The organism is Pseudomonas sediminis (genome assembly GCF_039555755.1).
Lineage (GTDB): Bacteria > Pseudomonadota > Gammaproteobacteria > Pseudomonadales > Pseudomonadaceae > Aquipseudomonas > Aquipseudomonas mendocina_D.
On record NZ_CP154631.1, the window covers coordinates 1835450 to 1857078 of the forward strand.

The following is a 21629-nucleotide window of genomic DNA, read 5'->3' on the forward strand; positions in this document are numbered from 1 at the left end:
AGGATTTTCCATGAGCCATTACGACGAGTTGTTCGCCCAGGACCGTGCCCACTTCATGCACCCGTCCACCCACGCTCACGACCACGCCAGCGGCGCACTCAAGGGGCGCATCATCACCGGCGCTTCCGGCATCCGTATTCGCGACCACGAAGGCCGCGAGCTGCTCGATGCATTTGCCGGCCTGTACTGCGTGAACATTGGCTACGGGCGTACCGAAGTGGCCGAGGCCATCTACAAGCAGGCCAAGGAGCTGGCCTACTACCACACTTACGTCGGCCACTCGACCGAGGCCATCATCGAGCTGTCGGCGCGCATCATCGACTGGGCGCCGAAGGGCATGAAGAAGGTCTACTACGGCCTGTCTGGCTCGGACGCCAACGAGACCCAGATCAAGCTGGTGCGTTACTACAACAACGTGCTCGGCCGCCCGGCGAAGAAGAAGATCATCTCCCGCCAGCGCGGCTACCACGGCTCGGGCATCATGACCGGCAGCCTCACCGGCCTGGCCAGCTTCCACCAGCACTTCGACCTGCCGGCGCCGGACATCAAGCACGCCGCCTGCCCGCATTTCTACAAGGCGCCGGCCGGCATGGACGAAGCGGCTTTCGTGCGCCATTGCGCCGAGGATCTGGAGCGCCTGATCCTGGCCGAAGGTCCGGACACCGTGGCCGCCTTCATCGGTGAGCCGGTGATGGGCACCGGTGGCATCATCGTGCCGCCCAAGGGCTACTGGCAGGCGATCCAGGCGGTACTAGCGAAGTACGACATCCTGCTGATCGCCGACGAAGTGGTCTGCGCCTTTGGCCGTCTGGGCACGCCGATGGGCAGCCAGATGTTCGGCATGCAGCCGGACCTGATCACCACCGCCAAGGGTCTGACCAGCGCCTACGCGCCGCTGTCGGCGGTGATCGTCGGTGAGAAGGTGTGGAACGTGATCGACGAGGCCTCTAGCCGCGACGGCGCCATGGGCCATGGCTGGACTTACTCAGGTCATCCGATCTGCGCTGCGGCTGCGCTGGCCAACCTGGATATTCTCGAAAAGGAAAATATCTCCGCCAACGCCGCCGATGTCGGCGCCTATCTCAACCAGCAACTGCGCCAGACCTTCGAAGGTCATCCCCTGGTGGGCGAAGTGCGCGGTGTCGGCATGCTTGCCGCGCTGGAGTTCATGGCTGACAAGGAGGCGCGCACGCCCTTCGATGCCGCGCTCAAGGTCGGCCCGCGCGTCTCTGCCGCCTGCCTGGAGCGCGGCATGATCGCCCGCGCCATGCCGCACGGCGACATCCTCGGTTTCGCCCCGCCGCTGGTGCTGACCAAGGCCGAGGCGGACGAGGTAGTGGGGATCGCCAAGGCGGCGGTGGATGCGGTGGCCAGCGAGGTGCTCTGAGATCTACCGCTGGAAGGACTTCAGCCATGAAGGCTGAAGTCCTTCTCCAGCAGGCTGTTTTTAACGACGGCCAGGCAACGCAGATAGTTTTTCAACAGCCTGCTAGCTCGGTGCGCACGGCGCACCCTACAACCCGCTGCGAACCGTAGGGTGCGCTGTGCGCACCGAGTCGATCAGCGTTGCTTGTCCAGCTTGCGCAAAAACACGGTCATTTCTTTCTCGGCCTGCTTGTCGCCCTTGGCCTGAGCGGCGGCGATGCCCTGCTGCCAGGCCTGGCGCGCGCCGTCGAGGTCGCCTTCGGCCTGCAGCGCCTTGCCCAGCAGCTTCCACGCCGCTGAATAGGTAGGGTCGAATTCCACGCAGCGTTGCAGGTGCTCGGCCGCCTGCACCGCATTGCCGCCATCCAGGTGGGCCTTGCCCAGGCCGAACCGCAGCAGGGCGTTGTCCATGCCCTTGGCCAACATCTTTTCCAGTGCCTCAGTGCTCACAGGGAGTCTCCTTCGTCGGCCTCGCTGGTGTCGATTGTAGGAGCGAGCTCTGCTCGCGAATCTCAGCGGCTCGAAACGCTTCGCGAGCAGAGCTCGCTCCTACGAAATTTCTCTTCTCTAGCTTCAGAAGAAGGTTAACCCCGCCTGGAACAGGCGCTCGACGTCGCGGATGTACTTCTTGTCGACCAGGAACAGGATCACGTGGTCGCCAGACTCGATCACCGTATTGTCGTGGGCGATCAGTACCTGTTCATCGCGGATGATGGCGCCGATGGTGGTGCTCGGTGGCAGGGCGATGTCTGCGATGGCGCGGCCGATCACCTTGCTCGACTTGGCATCGCCATGGGCGATCACCTCCAGCGCTTCCGCCGCGCCACGGCGCAAGCTGTGCACGCTTTCGATATCGCCACGGCGCACGTGGGTCAGCAGGGTGCCGATGGTGGCCAGCTGCGGGCTGATGGCGATGTCGATCTCGCCGCCTTGTACCAGGTCGACATAGGCCGGGTTGTTGATGATGGTCATCACCTTGCGCGCACCCAGGCGCTTGGCCAACAGCGAGGACATGATGTTGGCCTCGTCGTCGTTGGTCAGGGCGAGGAAGATGTCGGCATCGTTGATGTTCTCCTCCACCAGCAGGTCGCGATCCGAGGCGCTGCCCTGCAGCACGATGGTGCTGTCGAGGTTCTCCGACAGGTAGCGGCAGCGCGCCGGGTTCATCTCGATGATCTTCACCTGGTAGCGGCTTTCGATGGCTTCGGCCAAGCGTTCGCCGATGTTGCCGCCACCGGCGATCACCACGCGCTTGTAGCTATCCTCGAGGCGGCGCATCTCGCTCATCACCGCGCGGATGTGCGCCTTGGCAGCGATGAAGAACACTTCGTCATCGGCCTCGATCACGGTGTCGCCCTTGGGCATTATCGGCCGGTTGCGGCGGAAGATCGCCGCGACGCGGGTGTCGACGTTGGGCATGTGCTGGCGCAACTGGCGCAGTTGCTGACCCACCAGCGGGCCGCCGTAGTAGGCCTTGACCGCCACCAGCTGCGCCTTGCCTTCGGCGAAGTCGATCACCTGCAGGGCGCCCGGGTATTCGATCAGGCGCTTGATGTAGTTGGTCACCACCTGCTCGGGGCTGATCAGCACGTCGACCGGAATCGCCTCGTTGTCGAACAGCGCCTCGCGGGTCAGGTAAGCCGCCTCGCGTACGCGGGCGATCTTGGTCGGCGTATGGAACAGGGTGTAGGCCACCTGGCAGGCGATCATGTTGACTTCGTCGCTGTTGGTTACCGCCACCAGCATGTCGGCATCGTCAGCACCAGCCTGGCGCAGCACGGTGGGGAAGGAGCCCTTGCCCTGTACGGTACGGATGTCCAGGCGGTCACCAAGGTCGCGCAGGCGATCACCATCGGTGTCGACCACGGTGATGTCGTTGGCTTCGCTGGCGAGGTGTTCCGCCAGGGTGCCGCCCACCTGGCCGGCGCCGAGAATGATGATTTTCACCGATACGCTCCGTTGGAAATATTGGCAACCGTCACTCCCGCGAAGGCGGGAGCCCAGGTGCTTCGGTTTTCTGGGTTCCCGCCTTCGCGGGACAGCGCTTGCGCTGAACGCACTTTAGTGTGGCCCGAATAGGGCGAGCGCAGCGAGTAATGACGACTATTTCAGAGTACCTGTGGCCTTTTGAACAGCTTGGCATAGTAGAAGCCGTCGTGGCCGTCCAGCTGTGGCAGCAACTGGCGACCGTGGGCTGGCTGCAGGCCGAACTCGCCAGCGATGGCGACTTCCTGTGCATCGGCGGTGCGGGCGAGGAAGGCGGCGATGGTCTCGCTGTTTTCCGTCGGCAGTACCGAACAAGTGGCGTAAAGCAGGATGCCGCCCGGCGCGAGGGTCGGCCACAGCGCGTCGAGCAGTTCGCCCTGCAACTGCGCCAGGGCGGGAATGTCTTCGGGCTGGCGGGTCAGCTTGATGTCCGGATGGCGGCGAATCACGCCGGTGGCCGAGCACGGCGCGTCGAGCAGGATGCGCTGGAATGGCCGGCCGTCCCACCAGGCGCCGGTATCGCGGCCGTCGGCGGCGATCAGCGTGGCTTCCAGATGCAGGCGGTCGAGATTCTCGCGTACGCGCGCCAGGCGCTTGGCTTCCAGATCCACGGCGACCACTTCGCTGAGTCCCGGCTCGACTTCCAGCAGGTGGCAGGTCTTGCCGCCCGGTGCTGCGCAGGCATCCAGTACGCGTTGGCCTGGCGTCAGTTCGAGCAGATCGGCGGCCAGTTGCGCAGCTTCGTCCTGGACGCTGACGCGGCCGTCCTTGAAGCCTGGTAGCGTGGTCACGTCGCAGGGTTGCAGCAAGCGCACGCCGTCACGGCTGAAAGCGCAGGGCTCGGTATTGATGCCGGTGTTGCGCAGTTCGGTGAGATACGCGTCACGGCTGCCGTGACGGCGATTGACCCGCAGGATCAGGGGCGGATGCGCGTTGTTGGCGGCGCAGATGGCTTGCCAGTGCTCGGGCCAGAAGGCCTTGAGCTGTTTTTGCAGCCAGCGCGGGTGCGCGGTGTGCAGCACTGGATCGCGATCCAGTTCGGCGAAAATCTCTTCATGCTCGCGTTGGGCGCGGCGCAGCACGGCATTGAGCAGTCCCTTGGCCCAGGGCTTTTTCAGCGCGCCGGCGCAGCCGACCGTCTCGCCGATGGCGGCATGCTCCGGGATGCGGCTGTGCAGCAACTGATAGAGGCCGATCAGCAGCAGCGCTTCCACGTCCTTGTCGGCAGCCTTGAAGGGTTTTTCCAGCAGTTTGTCGGCCAACAGTTGCAGGCGCGGTTGCCAGCGTGCGGCGCCGAAGGCCAGATCCTGTGCCAGGGCGCGGTCGTGATGCTCGACCTTGTCCAGTTGCGGCGGCAGGCTGCTGCCCAACGAAGCCTTGCCAGAGAGCACGGCAGTCAGGGCGCGGGCGGCGGCCAGGCGCGGGTTCATTGACCGAGTACCAGACCGGGGACGAACTGCTCGCGGCGGCTGTTATATAGGTCGGCGAAGGCCAGCGGCTTGCCGCCGGGCAGCTGCAGGCGAGTCAGGCGCAGCGCGCCTTCGCCGCAGGCCACGGTCAGGCCCTGCTTGTCGGCGGCGAGAATGCTGCCCGGCTCGCCCCTGCCTTCTCCGATCTCGGCCGCATGCACTTTCAGCGCATCGCCGTTCAGCGTGGTGTGGCAAATCGGCCAGGGATGGAAGGCGCGCACCAGGCGCTCCAGTTCCACGGCCGGGCGGCTGAAGTCGAGGCGCGCCTCATCCTTGTTCAGTTTGTGGGCGTAGTTGGCCAGGGCATCGTCCTGCACTTCGCCCTTCAGCGTACCGGCAGCCAGGCCATCGATGGCTTTCAATACGGCCTGCGGACCAAGCTCAGCCAGGCGGTTATGTAGGCTGCCGCCGGTGTCGTCAGCATTGATTGGCGTGCTGACCTTGAGCAGCATCGGCCCGGTATCGAGGCCGGCCTCCATCTGCATCACGGTGACGCCACTCTCGGCGTCGCCGGCCTGCACTGCGCGCTGGATCGGCGCGGCGCCGCGCCAGCGCGGCAGCAAGGAGGCGTGACTGTTGATGCAGCCCAGGCGTGGGGTGTCGAGCACCACCTGCGGCAGGATCAGGCCGTAGGCGACTACTACCATCAAGTCCGGCTTGAGCGCCGCCAGCTCAGTCTGGGCCTCTTCATTGCGCAGGCTGGCCGGTTGGTAGACCGGGATGCCGTGCTCGACGGCGAGTTGCTTGACCGGGCTCGGCATCAGCTTCTGGCCGCGACCTGCCGGGCGATCCGGCTGGGTGTAGACGGCAATGATCTGGTGCGGGCTGGCCAGCAGGGCCTTGAGGTGTTCGGCGGCGAATTCCGGGGTGCCGGCAAAGACGATACGCATGGGGTAGTCACCAAAGAAAAAGGCTTGCCTGGCAGGTCACATGGAAACTACTGCGCTCGGTTATGCTGCGTTGAAAACAGGCTCGGACTGCTCATTTACAGCTCGTAAACTCCGCGCCCTCGCCTGTTTTCGCCTTGCCTAACCTTCGCTCGTGACGTTTCCATGCGACCTGCTACGCAAGCCTTTGGATAAAACGAGGGTCAAGCGCGCTGGCGATGCTGTTTTTCCAGCTTCTTCTTGATGCGGTCGCGCTTGAGGTTGGACAGGTAATCGACGAACAGCTTGCCGTTGAGGTGATCGCACTCGTGCTGGATGCACACGGCGAGCAAGCCTTCGGCGATCAGCTCGTAGGGCTGGCCATCGCGATCTAACGCCTTGATCTTGACCTTCTGCGGGCGGTCGACGTTCTCGTAGAAGCCGGGCACCGACAGGCAGCCTTCCTGGTACTGGTCCATCTCGTCGGTCAGCGACTCGAACTCGGGGTTGATGAACACCCGCGGTTCGGACTTGTCCTCGGACAGGTCCATGACCACCACGCGCTTGTGCACGTTGACCTGCGTCGCCGCCAGGCCGATACCGGGTGCGTCATACATGGTCTCGAACATGTCGTCGACCAGTTGACGGATGGAGTCATCCACGACGTCCACCGGTTTGGCGATGGTACGCAGGCGTGGATCAGGAAATTCGAGGATATTCAGGATCGCCATATGCGTTTGTGATGCACTTGTGGAATAAAGTCAAAATCCGCTGCTAAGATGATGAACAGCATTGAAAAACGGCTTCACGCCGCGTATTCAGCGGGTTTGGCACGCGGCGCTAGGGCGCTTCACGTGAAGGCACATAATAAAGGGATTCACCGTATGAGGAAATCACTACTCGCCCTGCTCTTTGCAGCGGGCGGACTGGCCCTGACCAGCTTGGCTCAGGCCGAAGTGCAACTCAAGGACGGTCACCCGGACCGCTACACAGTGGTCAAGGGCGATACCCTCTGGGACATTTCCGGCAAGTTCCTGCGCCAGCCGTGGAAATGGCCGGAGATCTGGCACGCCAACCCGCAGGTGGCGAACCCGCACCTGATCTATCCCGGCGATACCCTCAATCTGGTCTACGTGGACGGTCAGCCGCGCCTGATGCTCAACCGCGGCGAGTCCCGCGGCACCATCAAACTGTCGCCGCAAGTACGTAGCACGCCGATGGCCGAAGCGATCCCGACCATCCCGCTGGAGGCGATCAACAGCTTCCTGCTGAGCAACCGTATCGTCGACACCCCGGAAGAATTCAACGGCAAGCCTTATGTCGTTGCCGGTAACGCCGAGCGCGTGGTCAGCGGCGCTGGTGATCGCGTTTACGCCCGCGGCCAGTTCGACGAAGAGCATCCGACCTACGGCATCTTCCGCCAAGGCAAGACCTACACGGATCCGGAAACCAAGGAATTCCTTGGCATCAACGCCGATGACGTCGGCACCGGTGAGATCGTCGCTGAGGAAGGCGATGTTGGCACCATGTTGCTGAGCCGTTCGACTCAGGAAGTGCGTCTGGGAGATCGCCTGTTCCCGACCGAGGAGCGTGCAATCAACTCCACCTTCATGCCCAGTGAGCCAACCAGCGAAATCAATGGCCTGATCCTCGATGTGCCGCGTGGTGTGACCCAGATTGGTCAGTTCGACGTGGTCACCCTGAATAAGGGCGTCCGCGACGGCCTGGAAATTGGAAACGTGCTGGCGATCTATAAGACCGGCGAAACCGTACGTGACCGTGTTACCGGCGAGAGCGTGAAAATCCCGGACGAGCGTTCCGGCCTGCTGATGGTGTTCCGCACCTATGACAAGCTCAGCTATGGCCTGGTACTGCAGGCCAGCCGCCAGCTGGCGGTGATGGACAAGGTCCGCAACCCTTAATACCCAACGAGCCCCGCACTAGCGGGGCTCGTGCTTTCAGGCCGCCAGGATGGCGGTGCAACTGCTCAGGGACGAATCGCCATGCCTGCATCCTCCTCGCTTTCCCCCGCTATCTCTCCTGCCGAACTCGAAGCCCGCTTGCGTCTGCATCTGTTGCCGGAGCTGGGACCGCGGCGTTTTCGCAAGCTTCTGAGTGCGTTCGATAGCGCCTCGGCTGCGCTCAGTGCGCCGGCCAGCGCCTGGCGCGCGTTGGGGTTGCCGGCAGCCTGCGCCGAGCCCCGGCGCAATGCGGAAATCCGCGAGCGGGCGGCTGCCGCCCTGCATTGGCTGGATGAGCCTGGTCAGCATGTGTTGATGTGGGACGATCCGGGCTACCCGGCTCTGCTCGGCGAGTTGGCGGATGCGCCGCCGCTGTTGTTCGTAGCGGGCGAGCCGGGCGTGCTGGAGGCGCCGCAACTGGCCATGGTCGGCAGTCGGCGGGCCTCGCAGCCAGGCCTGGATAACGCGCGTGCCTTCGCCCGCAGCCTGGCGGGCGGCGGTTTCGTCATCACCAGTGGTCTGGCCTTGGGGATCGATGGCGCTGCGCACCAGGGGGCGCTGGAAGGCGGCGGCAAAACGGTGGCCGTGCTGGGCACCGGCTTGCAGTGTCTGTATCCACGACGGCATGTGAGGCTGGCGGCGCAGATCAGTGAGCAAGGCGGTGCGCTGGTCTCCGAGCTGCCGCTGGACTGTCCGCCGCAGGCGAGCAATTTCCCGCGGCGCAACAGGATCATCAGCGGGCTTTCGCTGGGTGTGTTGGTGGTCGAGGCCAGCCCGTCCAGTGGTTCGCTGATCACCGCGCGCCTGGCTGCCGAGCAGGGGCGCGAGGTCTATGCCATCCCCGGATCGATCCATCATCCTGGCGCACGGGGCTGCCATCAACTGATCCGAGATGGTGCCACTCTGGTGGAAAGCATCGAGCATATCCTTGAAGCCTTGCGTGGCTGGCAGGCGCCAGCCATCCAGCCCACATCGACGCCGCTCGCTGGCGTCGAGCATCCATTGCTGGCCTTGTTGCATGCCGCGCCGCACAGCACCGAGGCGCTGATGCAGGCCAGCGGTTGGCCGCTGGCTGAGGTGCTGGGAGCTTTGACCGAACTGGAGCTCGATGGCCTGGTGTGCAACGAGTCCGGGCGTTGGATGGCGCGCAGTCGCTAGCAGGCCGTGGCGGGGCCTGATCGGCTTGGATAGACTGCCGCCCATTGATTCAGCGGGAGACAGGCGATGGCCAGCAACTGGCAGATACAGCAAACGGCGCGAGTGGTGCGCGAGGGCGGCGTGATCGCCTATCCGACCGAGGCAGTCTGGGGCCTGGGCTGTGATCCCTGGAACGAAGAGGCGGTGTATCGTCTTTTGGCGCTCAAGGAGCGGCCGATGCGCAAGGGGCTGATTCTGGTTGCCGATGACATAGAGCAGTTCGACTTCCTGCTCGATGATCTGCCAGAGGTCTGGCAGGAGCGCCTGGCCTGCAGTTGGCCAGGCCCGAATACCTGGCTGGTGCCGCATCAGAATCGTCTGCCCGAATGGGTCACGGGCGAGCATGACAGCGTCGCCCTGCGCGTCAGTGATCATCCACTGGTACGTGCGCTGTGCCGCTACACCGGGCCGCTGATTTCCACCTCGGCCAACCCGGCTGGGCGTCCTTCGGCGCGTTCGCGCCTGCGCGTCGAACAGTACTTCCCCGGTGAGCTGGATAAGGTACTCGGCGGCGCGCTGGGCGGGCGCAAGAATCCCAGCCTGATTCGTGACCTGCGCACGGGCGATGTGATTCGCCCGTCCTGAACTTGAAGCCATGTAGGAGTGAGCTCTGCTCGCGAAGCGTTTGCAGGGCCGGGTTCGTGAGCAGAGCTCGCTCCTACGCTTACGGCAGCAAAATGGTCGAGCCAGTGGTCTGCCGTGAACTCAGTGCATCCTGCGCGGCGGCGGCGTCCTTAAGTGCGTAGCGGTTGCTGATTTCCACCTGCAGTTTGCCGCTGCTGATCATCGCGAACAGCTCGTCGGCCATGGCTTGCAGGTTCTGCGGCGTATTGGCGTAGCTCGCCAGGGTCGGCCGGGTGACGTAGAGCGAGCCCTTCTGCGCCAGGATACCCAGGTTGACCCCGGTGACCGCGCCGGATGCATTGCCGAAGCTGACCAGCAGGCCGCGCGGTGCCACGCAGTCCAGCGAGGTTTCCCAGGTGTCCTTGCCGACGCCGTCGTAGACCACCGGGCACTTGGCGCCGTCAGTCAACTCCAGCACGCGCTGTACGACGTTCTCATGGCTGTAGTCGATGGTCTCCCAGGCTCCCAGTTCCTTGGCGAGTGCGGCCTTTTTCGCCGAGCTGACAGTACCGATCAGTTTGACACCCAATGCCTTGGCCCACTGGCAGGCGAACGAGCCGACACCACCGGCTGCAGCGTGGAAAAGAACGGTTTCGCCACCCTTGAGTTTATAGGTCTGGCGCAGCAGGTACTGCACGGTCAGGCCCTTGAGGATGACAGCGGCAGCTTTCTCGAAACTGATGCTGTCCGGCAGGTGCACCAGGTTGTCTGCCGGCAACACATGCAGCTCGCCATAGGAGCCCAGCGGGCCGGTGGCGTAGGCCACACGGTCACCGACGGCGAAGCGGGTGACTTCGCTGCCTACCGCCTCGACCACGCCGGCTGCCTCGGTGCCCAGGCTCGACGGCAGGGCCGGCGGCACGTAGAGACCATTGCGGTAATAGGTGTCGATGAAGTTCAGGCCGATGGCCTTGTTGGCGACCCGTACCTCGCGTGGGCCCGGCGCTGCCGGCTGGTAGTCACGGTATTCCAGCACTTCGCTGCCGCCGTGCTGGCTGAACTGAATACGCTTGGCCATCTCGGATTCCTTATTGGTTTGGAGCCGCTGCATGCGGCGAAAGGCTCTATCCAATCGTCCTGATTGACCGACGTCAACTGCGGATGTGCCTGGGTGAATGCTATGCTGCACGCCGATTCCGCCCTGCTCTCTGTTCAAGGTGCCGCCGTGACTGACCGTACCGAGGCCGTTAAGGCCTACCTGCTCGACCTGCAAGATCGCATCTGCTCCGCCCTGCAAGCCGAAGACGGCCAGGCCGTTTTCGCCGAGGACGCCTGGCAGCGTCCGGCCGGTGGTGGCGGTCGCACGCGGGTGATCGAGAACGGCGCGCTGATCGAAAAAGGCGGGGTGAATTTCTCCCACGTGTTCGGCGACAGCCTGCCGCCATCGGCCAGCGCCCATCGTCCCGAACTCGCAGGGCGCGGCTTTCAGGCGCTCGGTGTGTCGCTGGTGATCCACCCGGAAAACCCCTACGTGCCGACCTCGCACGCCAACGTGCGTTTCTTCAGCGCCGAGAAGGAAGGCGAAGAGCCGGTGTGGTGGTTCGGTGGTGGTTTCGACCTCACGCCCTACTACGCCAATGAAGAAGACTGCGTGCACTGGCACCAGGTCGCGCACGACGCCTGCGCGCCGTTCGGTGCCGAGGTCTATCCCAAGTTCAAGGCCTGGTGCGACCGCTACTTCCACCTCAAGCATCGCGGTGAGCCGCGTGGCATCGGTGGGTTGTTCTTCGACGACCTCAACGAGTGGGATTTCGACACCAGCTTCGCCTTCATGCGTGCCATTGGCGATGCCTACATCCAGGCCTACCTGCCCATCGTCCAGCGCCGCAAACTGACCCCGTTCGGTGAGCGCGAGCGCGAGTTCCAGGCCTTCCGCCGTGGCCGCTACGTCGAGTTCAATCTGGTTTTCGACCGTGGCACGCTGTTCGGCTTGCAGTCTGGTGGGCGCACCGAGTCGATCCTCATGTCGCTGCCACCGCACGTGCGCTGGGGTTACGACTGGAAGCCCGAGCCGGGCAGCGAGGAAGCTCGCCTGACCGAGTATTTCCTGACCGATCGTGATTGGCTGGGGCAGGCCTAGCTTCCATTCTCTCTTGTAGGAGCTGCGCCTCGCAGCGAATGACGGCGGCGTGTGCTACCGCGGCGAAGCAAAGGCTTCGCCCCGAGGTGGGGCTTCTACAGGACGGCGTCAGTTTCGTAGATTTCTACCGTTACAGGACTTTCCATGGACCGCTACTGCGTCTTCGGCAACCCCATCGGCCACAGCAAATCACCGCTGATCCACCGCCTGTTCGCCAAGCAGACTGGCCAGGTGCTCGACTACCAGGCACGCCTGGCTCCGCTGGACGATTTCACTGGCAATGCCCGCGCCTTTTTCGCCGACGGCCTGGGCGGCAACGTCACCGTGCCGTTCAAGGAGGAGGCCTTCCGCCTCTGCGACGCACTCACCGAGCGTGCGCGCCGCGCTGGCGCGGTGAATACCCTGAAGAAACTCGAGGACGGTCGCCTCCTGGGTGACAACACCGATGGTGCCGGCCTCACCCGCGACCTGCAGGACAACGCCGGCTTCAGCCTGGCCGGCAAGCGCATTCTGATCCTCGGCGCCGGTGGCGCCGTGCGTGGCGTGCTCGAGCCCTTCCTGGCGCAGAAGCCTGCGGTGCTGGTGATCGCCAACCGTACCGTGGCCAAGGCCGAGCAACTGGTGCGTGAATTCGCTGATCTCGGTCCGCTGGTCGCCGCTGGCTTCGACTGGATCGATGCGCCGGTGGACCTGATCGTCAACGGCACTTCCGCCAGTCTCGGTGGTGAGTTGCCGCCGATTGCGCCGAGCCTGATCCAGCCCAGTCACACCGTCTGCTACGACATGATGTATGGCCGTGAAGCGACCGCCTTCAACCGCTGGGCGGCCGAACAGGGCGCGGCGCGCTGCCTGGATGGCCTGGGCATGCTGGTCGAGCAGGCCGCCGAGGCGTTCGAGCTGTGGCGCGGCGTACGCCCGGACACTGCGCCGGTGCTGGCCGAGCTGCGTCGTCAACTGGCCGGCTGAATCTCCCATAGCTCGTGATGAGCGCCACCCTACGGCTGGCTGTGGCGCAGGTCACTCAATCCTCGAACAACACCGGGCAGCGCTCGGCGCCCTCCAGCTTGAGGATTTCCTCCACCACCTGCGGCCGTGCCTGGCGCAGCACCAGGCTGCGTTTTAGCGCCTGCAGGCGGCGCGCCTCCTGGTGCAGCATTTCCACGCCTGCGTAGTCGATGAAGTTGATGTGCCGCGCGTCGATTACCAGGCGCTGTCCGCGGCTGCGCTGCAGCAATTGCTGGATGTACTGGCAGGCGCCGAAGAAGATCGAGCCGTCGATGCGCAGCACCTCGTCATCGCCGTCATGCCACAGGCGTACGCGTGGCTGCGAGGTGCGCTTGAGGTAGAAGAACAGCGAGGCCAGCACACCGGCATAAATCGCCGTCTGCAGCTCCAGCACCAGGGTGGCGGTGAAGGTCAGCAGCATCACCATGAACTCGGCGCGGCTGACCTTGCGCAGTGCACGGATCGCCGGCAGATCCACTAGGCCCCAGCAAATCAGCAGGATACCGGCGGCCATCACCGGCAACGGGATATGCGTCAGCAGTGCTGCACCGAACACCGCGAACAGTGCTACCAAGAGCGCCGAGAACACCCCAGCCAGCGGCGTACGTGCGCCGGCCTGCAGATTCAGTGCCGAGCGGGTGAAGGAACCGGCCGACAGCGACGCGGAAAACCACGGCCCGAGCATGTTCGACAGGCCCTGGGCGCGTACTTCCTGGTTGGCATCGAGGAACTGGTGCGATTTCACCGCCAGCGCGCGGGCGATGGACAGGCTGGTGACCAGCCCGAGCATGCCGCAGGCCACCGCTGCCGGTAGCAGGCGCAACACGTCGTCGAGGTCGAAGCTCAGCAGGGTCAAAGGCGGTAGGCCACCTTCGAACGGCGCCACCAGGGCGATATCAGCTGTGAAACGTGTCGGCAGCAGCCAGGCCAGCAGGCTGCCGCAGACCAGGCCGATCAGCAGCGCCGGCAACTTTGGCCAGAGCTGCCGCACGATCAGGCTGAGCAGCAGGGTGAAGGCTGCCAGGGCCACGCTGGGCCAATGCGCCTGCGGCAGGTGCTGGCCGATCTGCAGCAGGCTGGTCAGCGCCGTGGGCTGACTGGTGACCTCAACGCCGAGCAGGTTGGGCATCTGCCCGATGGCGATCACCAGCGCCGCGCCGAGGGTAAAACCGAGCACCACCGACTGCGAGATGAAGTTCACCAGGGCGCCGAAGCGCAGCAGGCCGAGCAGCCACTGGAACAGCCCGGCGAGAAAGGTCAGCAGCAGGATCAGGGCGATGAATTCGTCGCTGCCGATGCGTGCCATGGGGCTGACGCTGGTGAACAGGACGATGGAGATGGCCGCGGTCGGTCCGCAGATCAGGTGCCAGGACGAGCCCCACAGACAGGCGATGATCACCGGCGCGATGGCCGCGTACAGGCCGTATTCGGCCGGCAATCCAGCGATCAGCGCGTAGGCCAGCGATTGCGGCAGAGCCAGGATGGCGCCGGTCAGGCCCACCAGCAGGTCATTGCCGAGGGTCTTGCGGCTGGTGCCAGGCAACCAGCGTAGAAACGGCAGCAGGGTCTGTCGGTCAGGTAGGCGCATGGTTCGGGTCGAGGGTGGGCCGCGGGCGACTCCACCCTACTCACTTGCCGCGGTTAATTCAAAGCCGCGCCTTCACGGCGGCCAGGCCGTCGCCACCGTCGCGGGTGGTCACGCCGTCCAGCCAGCCATCGAGCACCTGCGGGTTGGCCTGCAGCCAGGCCTTGATCGCAGCGTCGTTGCTGGCCTGCTTGCTCAGCACCTGATCCATGATGCTGTTTTCCATCTCCTGGGTGAAGGCGAGGTTGCTCAGCAGCTTGCCGACGTTGGGACACTGTGCGGCGTAGCCCTTGCGCGCCAGGGTGTTGACCTCGCCGCTGTCGCCGAAATATTTCTCGCCGCCTTTCAGGTACTTCATGTCGTACTGCACGTTCATCGGGTGCGGGGTCCAGCCGAGGAAGACCACGAACTGATCGCGTTTCACCGCGCGGCCGACCTGCACCAGCATCGCCTGTTCGCTGGACTCCACCAGCTTCCAGTCACCCAGGCCGAACTCGTCGGCGGCGATCATCTGCTTGATCGACTCGTTGGCCGGCGAGCCGGAGGCGATGCCGTAGAGTTTCTTGCCGAATTTGTCGGCGTGCTTGTCCAGATCGGCGAAAGTCTTCACCCCGGCCTCATAGGCATAGGTCGGGACCGCCAGGGTGTACTCGGTGCCTGCGAGGTTCTGCGCCAGCTTGTCCACTTCGCCGCTGGCGACGAACTTGTCGTAGTTGCTCTGCTGCGCCGGCATCCAGTTGCCGAGGAAGACGTCGACTTGGCCCTTCTGCAGGCCGGCGAAGATGATCGGCACTGCCAGGGTCTGGCTTTCCGCTTTGTAGCCCAGGCCGTCGAGCAGGAAGCTGGCGATGCCGTTGGTCACGGCGATGTCGCTCCAGCCCGGGTCACCCAGCTTGACCGTGGCACAGGCGGCGACCTCGGCCCAGACGTTGCCGGCACTGGTGAGCGCTGCGGTGAGTAGTAGCACGCTGAATCGGTTCATGGCGTCTCTCCTTTTTTCTTCTGTTTTGGGGGCGGCAGTAGGCAAAGGTTCATACCTGAGGGAAACGGGCGCGGCGCTCCAGGTCGTCGAGATCGATATGGTTGCGCATGTACTGTTGGCTGGCGTCGACCATTGGCTGGTGATCCCAACTGGTCAGTATGCCCTGGCTCAGTGCTTCGGCCACCAGGCGGCGGCGGCGCTGGCTGGCCAGGGTGGCGGCGTGGATCGCCGGGATGTCCCAGCGCTCGCGTGCCTCGGCGACGAAGTCGGCGAGGGTGCCTTTGTGCTCGGCGCAGTCGGCGAGGTTGCAGCGTTCGTGCGGATCGCTCTCGAGGTTGAAGAGTAGCAGCGGGTCCTGCTCGGAATAGACGAATTTCCAGGGGCCGCGGCGAATCATCATCAGGGGGCTGATCGTGCCTTCGGCCATGTATTCGCCGAGTACTTCATCGTGGCCGCCCTTGCCTTGCAGGTGCGGCAGCAGCGAGTGGCCCTCCAGCTCCAGCCCCTGCTCGACCTGGCCGCCGGCCAGCTCAACCAGTGTTGGCAGCAGATCGAGAGTGGAGACGGACTGGCTGACCCGGTGCGCGGCGAAGCGTTTCGGCGCGTGCACCAACAGTGGCACGCGGGCGGACATCTCGAACCAGTGCATCTTGTACCAGAGGCCGCGCTCACCCAGCATGTCGCCGTGGTCGCCGGAGAAGACGATCAGGGTGTCCTCCGCCAGGCCGCACTCTTCCAGGGTCTTCAACAGCTTGCCTATGTTGTCGTCGATGTAGCTGCAAGCGCCGAAGTAGGCGCGGCGGGCGTCGCGAATCTTGTCCTCGGGCAGTGGCTTGTCCCACAGGTCGATGACCTTGAGGATGCGCTGCGAGTGCGGGTCCTGCTCGGCCTGCTCGAGATGTTGCTGTGGCAGAGGAATGTCCACACCCTCATAGCGATCCCAGTACTCGCGCGGGATGGTGTAGGGGTCGTGCGGGTGGGTCATCGACACGGTCAGGCAGAACGGCTGCTCCGGCGTCATGCGCACATGGTCGTAGAGGTACTGGCGCGCCTTGAACACCACCTCCTCGTCGAAATCCAGCTGGTTGCTGCGCACGCACGGGCCGGCCTGCAGCACCGAGGACATGTTGTGGTACCAACTGGCGCGCACGTCCGGCTCGTCCCAGTTCACCGCCCAGCCGTAGTCGGCCGGGTAGATGTCGCTGGTCAGGCGTTCCTCGTAACCGTGCAGCTGGTCCGGGCCGCAGAAGTGCATCTTGCCCGACAGCGCGGTGCGGTAGCCGAGGCGGCGCAGGTAGTGGGCGTAGGTCGGTACATCGGCCGGGAAATCGGCGGCGTTGTCATAGGCGCCGATCTTCGAGGGCAGCCGCCCGCTAACCAGGGTGAAGCGCGACGGCGCGCAGAGCGGGCTGTTGCAGTAGGCCGAGTCGAACACCACGGCCTGCTCGGCCAGTTTCATCAGGTTGGGCATCTGCACTGGCGAGGCGGCATCGTGCAGCGGCAGGATCGGCGCGGCCATCTGGTCGGCCATGATGAAGAGGATGTTCGGGCGCTTCATGGTGGCGGGTATTCCATACTGTTGGTTTATGCGACAGTGCTGGCTCCATGATTCCGGTAGAACGACAGCAGGGTAAACCCAGCTGCGAAACATGTCTCGGATAAGCAGAGCTTATGTTTAAAGCCATCGATGGACTGTCGCTCGACGCGTTGCGGGTGTTCGAGTCGGCCGCGCGCCAGCTCAGTTTCACCGCCGCCGCCAGTGAATTGGGCAGCAGCCAGCCGGCTATCAGCCAGCAGATCAAGCGTCTGGAGCAGCAACTGGCCACGCGCCTGTTCGACCGCGTCTATCGCGGGATCGTGCTGACTGAAGCCGGTGAGCTGTTGCTGGCCCATGTGCAGGAGGGACTGGCCAGCCTCGATGCCGGGCTCGTCGCCGTCACCGCACGGCAGCAGCATGAGGTGCTGCAGGTGGCCACCGACTTCGCCTTCGCCGCTTACTGGTTGATGCCACGCCTGCAGCGCTTCAATCGGCTGTACCCGGAGGTGGACGTCAGCCTGATCACCAGCGAGCGTGACCCGGCCACGGTACCCAGCGACATCGACGTGGCGATCCGCTTCGGTGACGGTCGTTTCAAGCACGGCGAGGCACACCTGCTGTTTCGCGAGGAGGTGTTCCCGGTGTGCAGCCCGCGCCTGCTCGGCGAGCGCCAGCCGCCGTTGCCGATCTCAGCGCTGGTCGACCTGCCGCTGCTGCACCTGCGCCCCGAGCACCGTTCGCGCTGGTTCGACTGGGATGGTCTGTTTCGCGCGCTGGGTATCGCCAGCCTGCCTACACCCGGTGCGTTACGCTTCGACAACTACACCCTGCTGATCCAGGCCGCCATCGCGGGGCAAGGCGTGGCCATCGGCTGGCGCCACCTGGTGGATGAACTTCTGGCTCAGGGGCTGCTCTGTCGTCTGGGTGATGCCGAGGCGCATTCGGCACTTGGCTATTACCTGGTACTACCCGAGCGCAAGCGTCGTCAGCGCCTGACCGCGCGTTTCGTCGACTGGTTGCAGGCCGAGCTGGATTCGTCGCCAGCGAGCGTTTGATCGGGCCATACTGCAACAGCGAGACGTGAGTCTCTATACTGTTCGCCGCCGCTCTAGCCGGTCGTTTTTATCACCTGCCAGCGGCCCCCACACTCCAACCGGTGAAGTGAACCGTGAAACTCCGTCATTCGATTTTGGGCCTGCTGCTGTGCGGCAGCCTTGTTGTTTCGAACCTCCAGGCCGCGCCGGCCCAGCCGAAGCAGGAGCTGGCCGCTGGTAGCGCATTGCTGATCGACCTGAAGACTGGCCAGGAGCTCTATTCCAGTAATCCGGATCTGCGCCTGCCGGTCGCCTCGGTCACCAAGCTGATGACCGCCATGGTGGTGCTCGATGCCAAGCTGCCGTTGGACGAGGTGCTGCCGATCACCATCCGCGACACCCATGAGATGCAGGGCGTGTTCTCCCGCGTGCGCATCGGCAGCGAGATCACCCGCCGCGAGATGCTGCACCTGGCGCTGATGTCTTCGGAGAACCGCGCCGCCGCCAGCCTTGCGCACCATTACCCGGGCGGCCATGGTGCCTTCGTTGCGGCGATGAACGCCAAGGCCAAGGCACTGGGCATGCACAACAGCCATTTCGTCGAGCCCACCGGCCTGTCCGAACTGAATGTCGCCACCGCGCGCGACCTGGCGCTGATGGTCAAGGCGGCCAACCAGTATGCGTTGATTCACCAGTTCAGCACCGACTCCGAAGCCACCGTGGCCTTCCGCAAGCCCAACTACACCCTGGGCTTTCGCAACACCAACGCGTTGGTGCGCAAGGCGGACTGGAACATCAACCTGAGCAAGACCGGCTTCACCAACGCTGCCGGCCGCTGCCTGGTGATGGCCACCACCATCGCCAACCGCCCGGTGGCGTTCGTGGTACTCGGCGCCTTCGGCAAGTACACCCACATGGCCGACGCCAACCGTCTCAAGCGCTGGATGGAGACTGGCAAGGTCACTCCGGTGCCGGCTGCGGCGCTCAGCTACAAGCAGCAGAAGCTGGCCGAGTGGAGCCTGCAGGCCGCACAGTGACCTCAAGTTAATGATGCAAAAAGGGCGACTCGATGAGTCGCCCTTTTTCGTTGTGCTGTCGTGTAGCCGGATGCAATCCGGGCTAAGGTCAATCTTCCTCAGTCGTGGTGTTCAGCGCGGGCAGCCCAGCCGCTCGCTGAGGAAATCGAGAAAACAGGTGATGCGCGACGCCAGCGCGGTGTTGCGGTAGTACACCGCGTTGATTGGCTGACGTACCTCCACGCGCTGTTCGGCCAGCACCTCCACCAGCGCGCCGCTGGCGCGAGCGGTATCGGTCATGAAGTCCGACAGGCACACCATCCCCTCGCCGGCCAGCGCCAGTTCGAGAATGGTGTCGCCGCTGGAGGCACGCAGGCTCGGAGTAATGCGCCAGCGCTCGCCAAGGGCATGACGCAGCGGCCACTCATTGAGGCTGTCGGGTTCGGTGAAACCGATCAGGCTGTGTCCGGGCAGGTCTTCGGTGCGTAGCGGTGTGCCATGCCTGCTTAGGTACTCCGGGCTGGCCAGAACGCGACGATAGCTGTGACACAGCGGCCGGGCGTGCAGGCTGGAGTCCGGCAGGTGGCCGATGCGGATGGCCAGGTCGGTGCGCCGTTCCAGCAGATCGATGATGCGGTCGTCGCTGTTCAGTTCAAGTTCGATCTGCGGGTAAAGCGCGCGGAATTCGCCGATCAGCGGCACGATTGCATGCAGCATAAACGGCGAGGCGGTGTTGATTCGCAAACGCCCTGCTGGTGCCTGGCTGCGCAGGGTCATCTGTTCCTCGGCTTCCTCGACGCTGGTGAGGATGCGCCGCGCCTGAGCCAGGAACACCTCGCCCTCTTCGGTCAGCTCCAGGCGCCGGGTGGTGCGGCGTAGCAGGGTGACACCGAGCTTTTCCTCCAGACGGCTCAGTGCGCGGCTGACACCGGAGGCGGTTTGTTCGAGCTGTTCGGCCGCGGCGCTGATCGAACCACTGTCGACCACGCTGACGAAGGCGAGCATTTCTTCCAGGCTGGTCTTCATTGTTGAGCTTCAGTCAAAGGTGTTTGCTGGGAGGTTCGCTTTTTCCGCATGAGTCTGGCGCGGATACTGCTCCCTCTCAACCCCCCGCTCGCCGTCAGACAGAGGGCTGCAACTTTTTCGCGAACCACGAGGCCGAATCGTTCCGTACCCGTTCCGGCCCATGCTCGGCCAGCGCTTCGCAAGCTATGAGGAGATCTTCATGAAGTTCATTCCCCCCTTCGGTCTTGGCACTTTCCGCCTCAAGGATCAGGTCGCCATCGACTCGGTACGCACCGGCCTCGAGCTGGGTTACCGGCATGTCGACACGGCGCAGATCTACGGCAACGAGGCCGAGGTCGGCCAGGCCATTGCCGACAGCGGCGTGGCGCGTGACGAGCTGTTCGTCACCACCAAGGTGTGGACCGAGAACCTCGGCAGTGGCCGGGTTATCCCCAGCCTGCGTGAGAGCCTGCAGCGGCTGGGCCTGGAACGGGTCGATCTGGCCCTGATCCACTGGCCGTCGCCGAATGACGAGATTCCCGTGGCGCAGTACCTGGGCGAACTGCTCGAGGCCAAGCGCCAGGGGCTGACCGCGGCCATTGGTGTGTCCAACTTCACCATCGCCCATTTGCGTCAGGCCATCGAAGCCGTGGGCGTGGACGAGATCGCCACCAACCAGGTGGAAATCCATCCGCTGCTGCAGAACCGCAAGCTGGTGGCATTCGCCCGGCAGCAGGGTATCCATCTGACCGCCTACATGCCGCTGGCCTACGGCAAGGTGCTGGCCGAGCCGGAGATCCAGCGCATTGCCGCTAGCCATGGCGTCAGCCCGGCGCAGGTCGCCCTGGCCTGGTCGCTGCAGCAGGGTTATGCGGTGATTCCGTCCTCGACCAAGCGGGAGAATCTGGCGGCCAATCTGGCTGCTGCCGAGCTGCGCCTGAGCACCGAAGACATGACAGCCATCGAGGCGCTAGATCGTGGCGAACGCGTTGCCAATCCAGGCTTCGCGCCGCGCTGGGATTGAGTACTGCGAGTGTGGCAGGGGCTTTAGCCGCGACCTTGGGCTCTATCGGCCGCCGGCGATATCGATCAGCGCGCCAGTGGTGTAGCTGGCCTTGTCATCGAGCAGCCAGACGATGGCTTCGGCGACTTCCTCGGCACGCCCGGCGCGGCCCAGCGGCGTGGTTTTGCCGATGCGCTCGGCGCGGTCCGGTTGGCCGCCGCTGGCGTGGATCTCGGTGTCGATCAGACCCGGGCGCACGGCATTGACCCGTACACCCTCGCCGCCCAATTCCTTGGCCAGGCCGCGAGTCAGCACGTCCATCGCGCCCTTGGCGCCGGCATAGTCGACGTATTCGAAGGGCGCGCCAAGACTGGCGGCCACCGACGACACCAGCACCATCGAACCACCCTCGCCACCACGACTACGGGCCATGCGCCGGGCACCTTCGCGAGCGGTGAGATAGCTGCCCAGCACGTTGACGTCGAACATCCGTTGCAGTCGCTCGCCGCTCATCTCCAGCAACGGCATGGGCGGGGCGACGATGCCGGCATTGACCACCAGGCCGTGCAGCGGGCCGAACTTGCCCATGGCCGCGAACAGGCGCTGTACATCCTCTTCAACCGCCACATCGCCGGGCAGGGCGATGGCCGTGCCGCCCATGGCCTCGATCTGCGCCACCACTTTATCGGCGGCGTCACGGTCACTGCGATAGTTGATGCCGACCGTCCAGCCGCCAGCGGCGGCCAGCAGGGCAGTGGCGCGGCCGATGCCGCGGCTGGCGCCGGTAATCAGCAGGTTCTTGCGCATTGGGCCTGGCTCCCTGTAGTCGTGCCTGCTAAGGCTGCCCGCTTTTC

At 64.4% G+C, this 21629-nt stretch carries 20 protein-coding genes; 9 read left to right on the top strand and 11 right to left on the bottom strand.

Annotated features, from left to right (window positions below):
* Positions 1-10: 10 nt before the first annotated feature.
* Positions 11-1387: an aspartate aminotransferase family protein gene (locus AAEQ75_RS08755; RefSeq protein ID WP_179543423.1), complete on the top strand. Its 1377-nt coding sequence runs from the start codon at positions 11-13 to the stop codon at positions 1385-1387.
* 173 nt (positions 1388-1560) lie between these two features.
* Here AAEQ75_RS08755 and AAEQ75_RS08760 read toward each other — a convergent pair whose 3' ends face one another.
* From AAEQ75_RS08760 to def, 5 genes are all read right to left on the bottom strand, one after another.
* Positions 1561-1875, bottom strand: coding sequence for a tetratricopeptide repeat protein (locus tag AAEQ75_RS08760; protein ID WP_343351706.1), 315 nt, complete (start codon positions 1873-1875; stop codon positions 1561-1563).
* 123 nt (positions 1876-1998) lie between these two features.
* Positions 1999-3372 carry a Trk system potassium transporter TrkA gene (trkA, locus tag AAEQ75_RS08765; RefSeq protein ID WP_343351708.1) on the bottom strand — a complete coding sequence of 458 codons (1374 nt, stop codon included), beginning with the start codon at positions 3370-3372 and terminating at the stop codon, positions 1999-2001.
* A gap of 161 nt (positions 3373-3533) precedes the next feature.
* On the bottom strand, positions 3534-4841 hold the full coding sequence (rsmB, locus tag AAEQ75_RS08770; RefSeq protein ID WP_343351710.1) for a 16S rRNA (cytosine(967)-C(5))-methyltransferase RsmB: 1308 nt from the start codon (positions 4839-4841) through the stop codon (positions 3534-3536).
* Positions 4838-5770 (bottom strand): methionyl-tRNA formyltransferase, encoded by a 933-nt coding sequence (gene fmt / locus AAEQ75_RS08775; protein ID WP_343351712.1) that lies wholly within the window; start codon positions 5768-5770, stop codon positions 4838-4840. Before fmt ends, rsmB begins: the two co-directional genes overlap by 4 nt.
* 200 nt (positions 5771-5970) lie before the next feature.
* On the bottom strand, positions 5971-6477 hold the full coding sequence (gene def / locus AAEQ75_RS08780; protein ID WP_013713230.1) for a peptide deformylase: 507 nt from the start codon (positions 6475-6477) through the stop codon (positions 5971-5973).
* A 153-nt stretch (positions 6478-6630) separates the two neighbouring features.
* Between def and AAEQ75_RS08785 the strand changes: the two genes are divergently transcribed.
* The 3 genes from AAEQ75_RS08785 (at position 6631) to AAEQ75_RS08795 (ending at position 9489) form a co-directional block, all read left to right on the top strand.
* On the top strand, positions 6631-7668 hold the full coding sequence (locus AAEQ75_RS08785; protein WP_343351714.1) for a LysM peptidoglycan-binding domain-containing protein: 1038 nt from the start codon (positions 6631-6633) through the stop codon (positions 7666-7668).
* Positions 7669-7749: 81 nt separating this feature from the next.
* Positions 7750-8865, top strand: coding sequence for a DNA-processing protein DprA (gene dprA / locus AAEQ75_RS08790; RefSeq protein ID WP_343351716.1), 1116 nt, complete (start codon positions 7750-7752; stop codon positions 8863-8865).
* A 66-nt stretch (positions 8866-8931) separates the two neighbouring features.
* Positions 8932-9489, top strand: a complete 558-nt coding sequence (locus AAEQ75_RS08795; protein WP_343351718.1) for an L-threonylcarbamoyladenylate synthase — start codon at positions 8932-8934, stop codon at positions 9487-9489.
* A 79-nt stretch (positions 9490-9568) separates the two neighbouring features.
* On the opposite strand, the gene AAEQ75_RS08800 is transcribed toward AAEQ75_RS08795, so the two are convergent.
* Positions 9569-10546, bottom strand: coding sequence for an NADPH:quinone reductase (locus tag AAEQ75_RS08800; protein ID WP_343351720.1), 978 nt, complete (start codon positions 10544-10546; stop codon positions 9569-9571).
* Between the two features lie 147 nt (positions 10547-10693).
* Here AAEQ75_RS08800 and hemF point away from each other — a divergent pair, with 147 nt between their 5' ends.
* Both hemF and aroE read left to right on the top strand, forming a co-directional pair.
* Positions 10694-11608, top strand: coding sequence for an oxygen-dependent coproporphyrinogen oxidase (hemF, locus tag AAEQ75_RS08805; RefSeq protein ID WP_143505026.1), 915 nt, complete (start codon positions 10694-10696; stop codon positions 11606-11608).
* 144 nt (positions 11609-11752) lie between these two features.
* Positions 11753-12574, top strand: a complete 822-nt coding sequence (gene aroE / locus AAEQ75_RS08810; RefSeq protein WP_343351722.1) for a shikimate dehydrogenase — start codon at positions 11753-11755, stop codon at positions 12572-12574.
* Positions 12575-12629: 55 nt separating this feature from the next.
* On the opposite strand, the gene AAEQ75_RS08815 is transcribed toward aroE, so the two are convergent.
* The 3 genes from AAEQ75_RS08815 to betC are packed head-to-tail and all read right to left on the bottom strand — an operon-like array spanning position 12630 to position 16738.
* Entirely contained in the window at positions 12630-14201 is a 1572-nt protein-coding gene (locus AAEQ75_RS08815) for a SulP family inorganic anion transporter (protein WP_343351724.1), read from the bottom strand.
* Positions 14202-14259: 58 nt separating this feature from the next.
* On the bottom strand, positions 14260-15180 hold the full coding sequence (choX, locus tag AAEQ75_RS08820) for a choline ABC transporter substrate-binding protein (protein ID WP_343351727.1): 921 nt from the start codon (positions 15178-15180) through the stop codon (positions 14260-14262).
* A gap of 49 nt (positions 15181-15229) precedes the next feature.
* A complete protein-coding gene (gene betC / locus AAEQ75_RS08825; RefSeq protein ID WP_343351729.1) occupies positions 15230-16738 on the bottom strand; it encodes a choline-sulfatase in 1509 nt (502 codons plus the stop codon).
* Positions 16739-16851: 113 nt separating this feature from the next.
* Between betC and AAEQ75_RS08830 the strand changes: the two genes are divergently transcribed.
* Positions 16852-17772 carry a choline sulfate utilization transcriptional regulator gene (locus AAEQ75_RS08830; protein WP_143505021.1) on the top strand — a complete coding sequence of 307 codons (921 nt, stop codon included), beginning with the start codon at positions 16852-16854 and terminating at the stop codon, positions 17770-17772.
* A gap of 113 nt (positions 17773-17885) precedes the next feature.
* Positions 17886-18788, top strand: coding sequence for a D-alanyl-D-alanine endopeptidase (gene pbpG / locus AAEQ75_RS08835; protein WP_084341831.1), 903 nt, complete (start codon positions 17886-17888; stop codon positions 18786-18788).
* A gap of 111 nt (positions 18789-18899) precedes the next feature.
* On the opposite strand, the gene AAEQ75_RS08840 is transcribed toward pbpG, so the two are convergent.
* Positions 18900-19793, bottom strand: coding sequence for a LysR substrate-binding domain-containing protein (locus tag AAEQ75_RS08840; RefSeq protein WP_013713243.1), 894 nt, complete (start codon positions 19791-19793; stop codon positions 18900-18902).
* Between the two features lie 199 nt (positions 19794-19992).
* On the opposite strand from AAEQ75_RS08840, the gene dkgB reads away from it, so the two are divergent.
* Positions 19993-20796, top strand: coding sequence for a 2,5-didehydrogluconate reductase DkgB (dkgB, locus tag AAEQ75_RS08845; RefSeq protein WP_343351731.1), 804 nt, complete (start codon positions 19993-19995; stop codon positions 20794-20796).
* A gap of 42 nt (positions 20797-20838) precedes the next feature.
* Here dkgB and AAEQ75_RS08850 read toward each other — a convergent pair whose 3' ends face one another.
* Positions 20839-21582 (bottom strand): SDR family oxidoreductase, encoded by a 744-nt coding sequence (locus AAEQ75_RS08850; protein ID WP_343351732.1) that lies wholly within the window; start codon positions 21580-21582, stop codon positions 20839-20841.
* Positions 21583-21629: the final 47 nt, after the last annotated feature.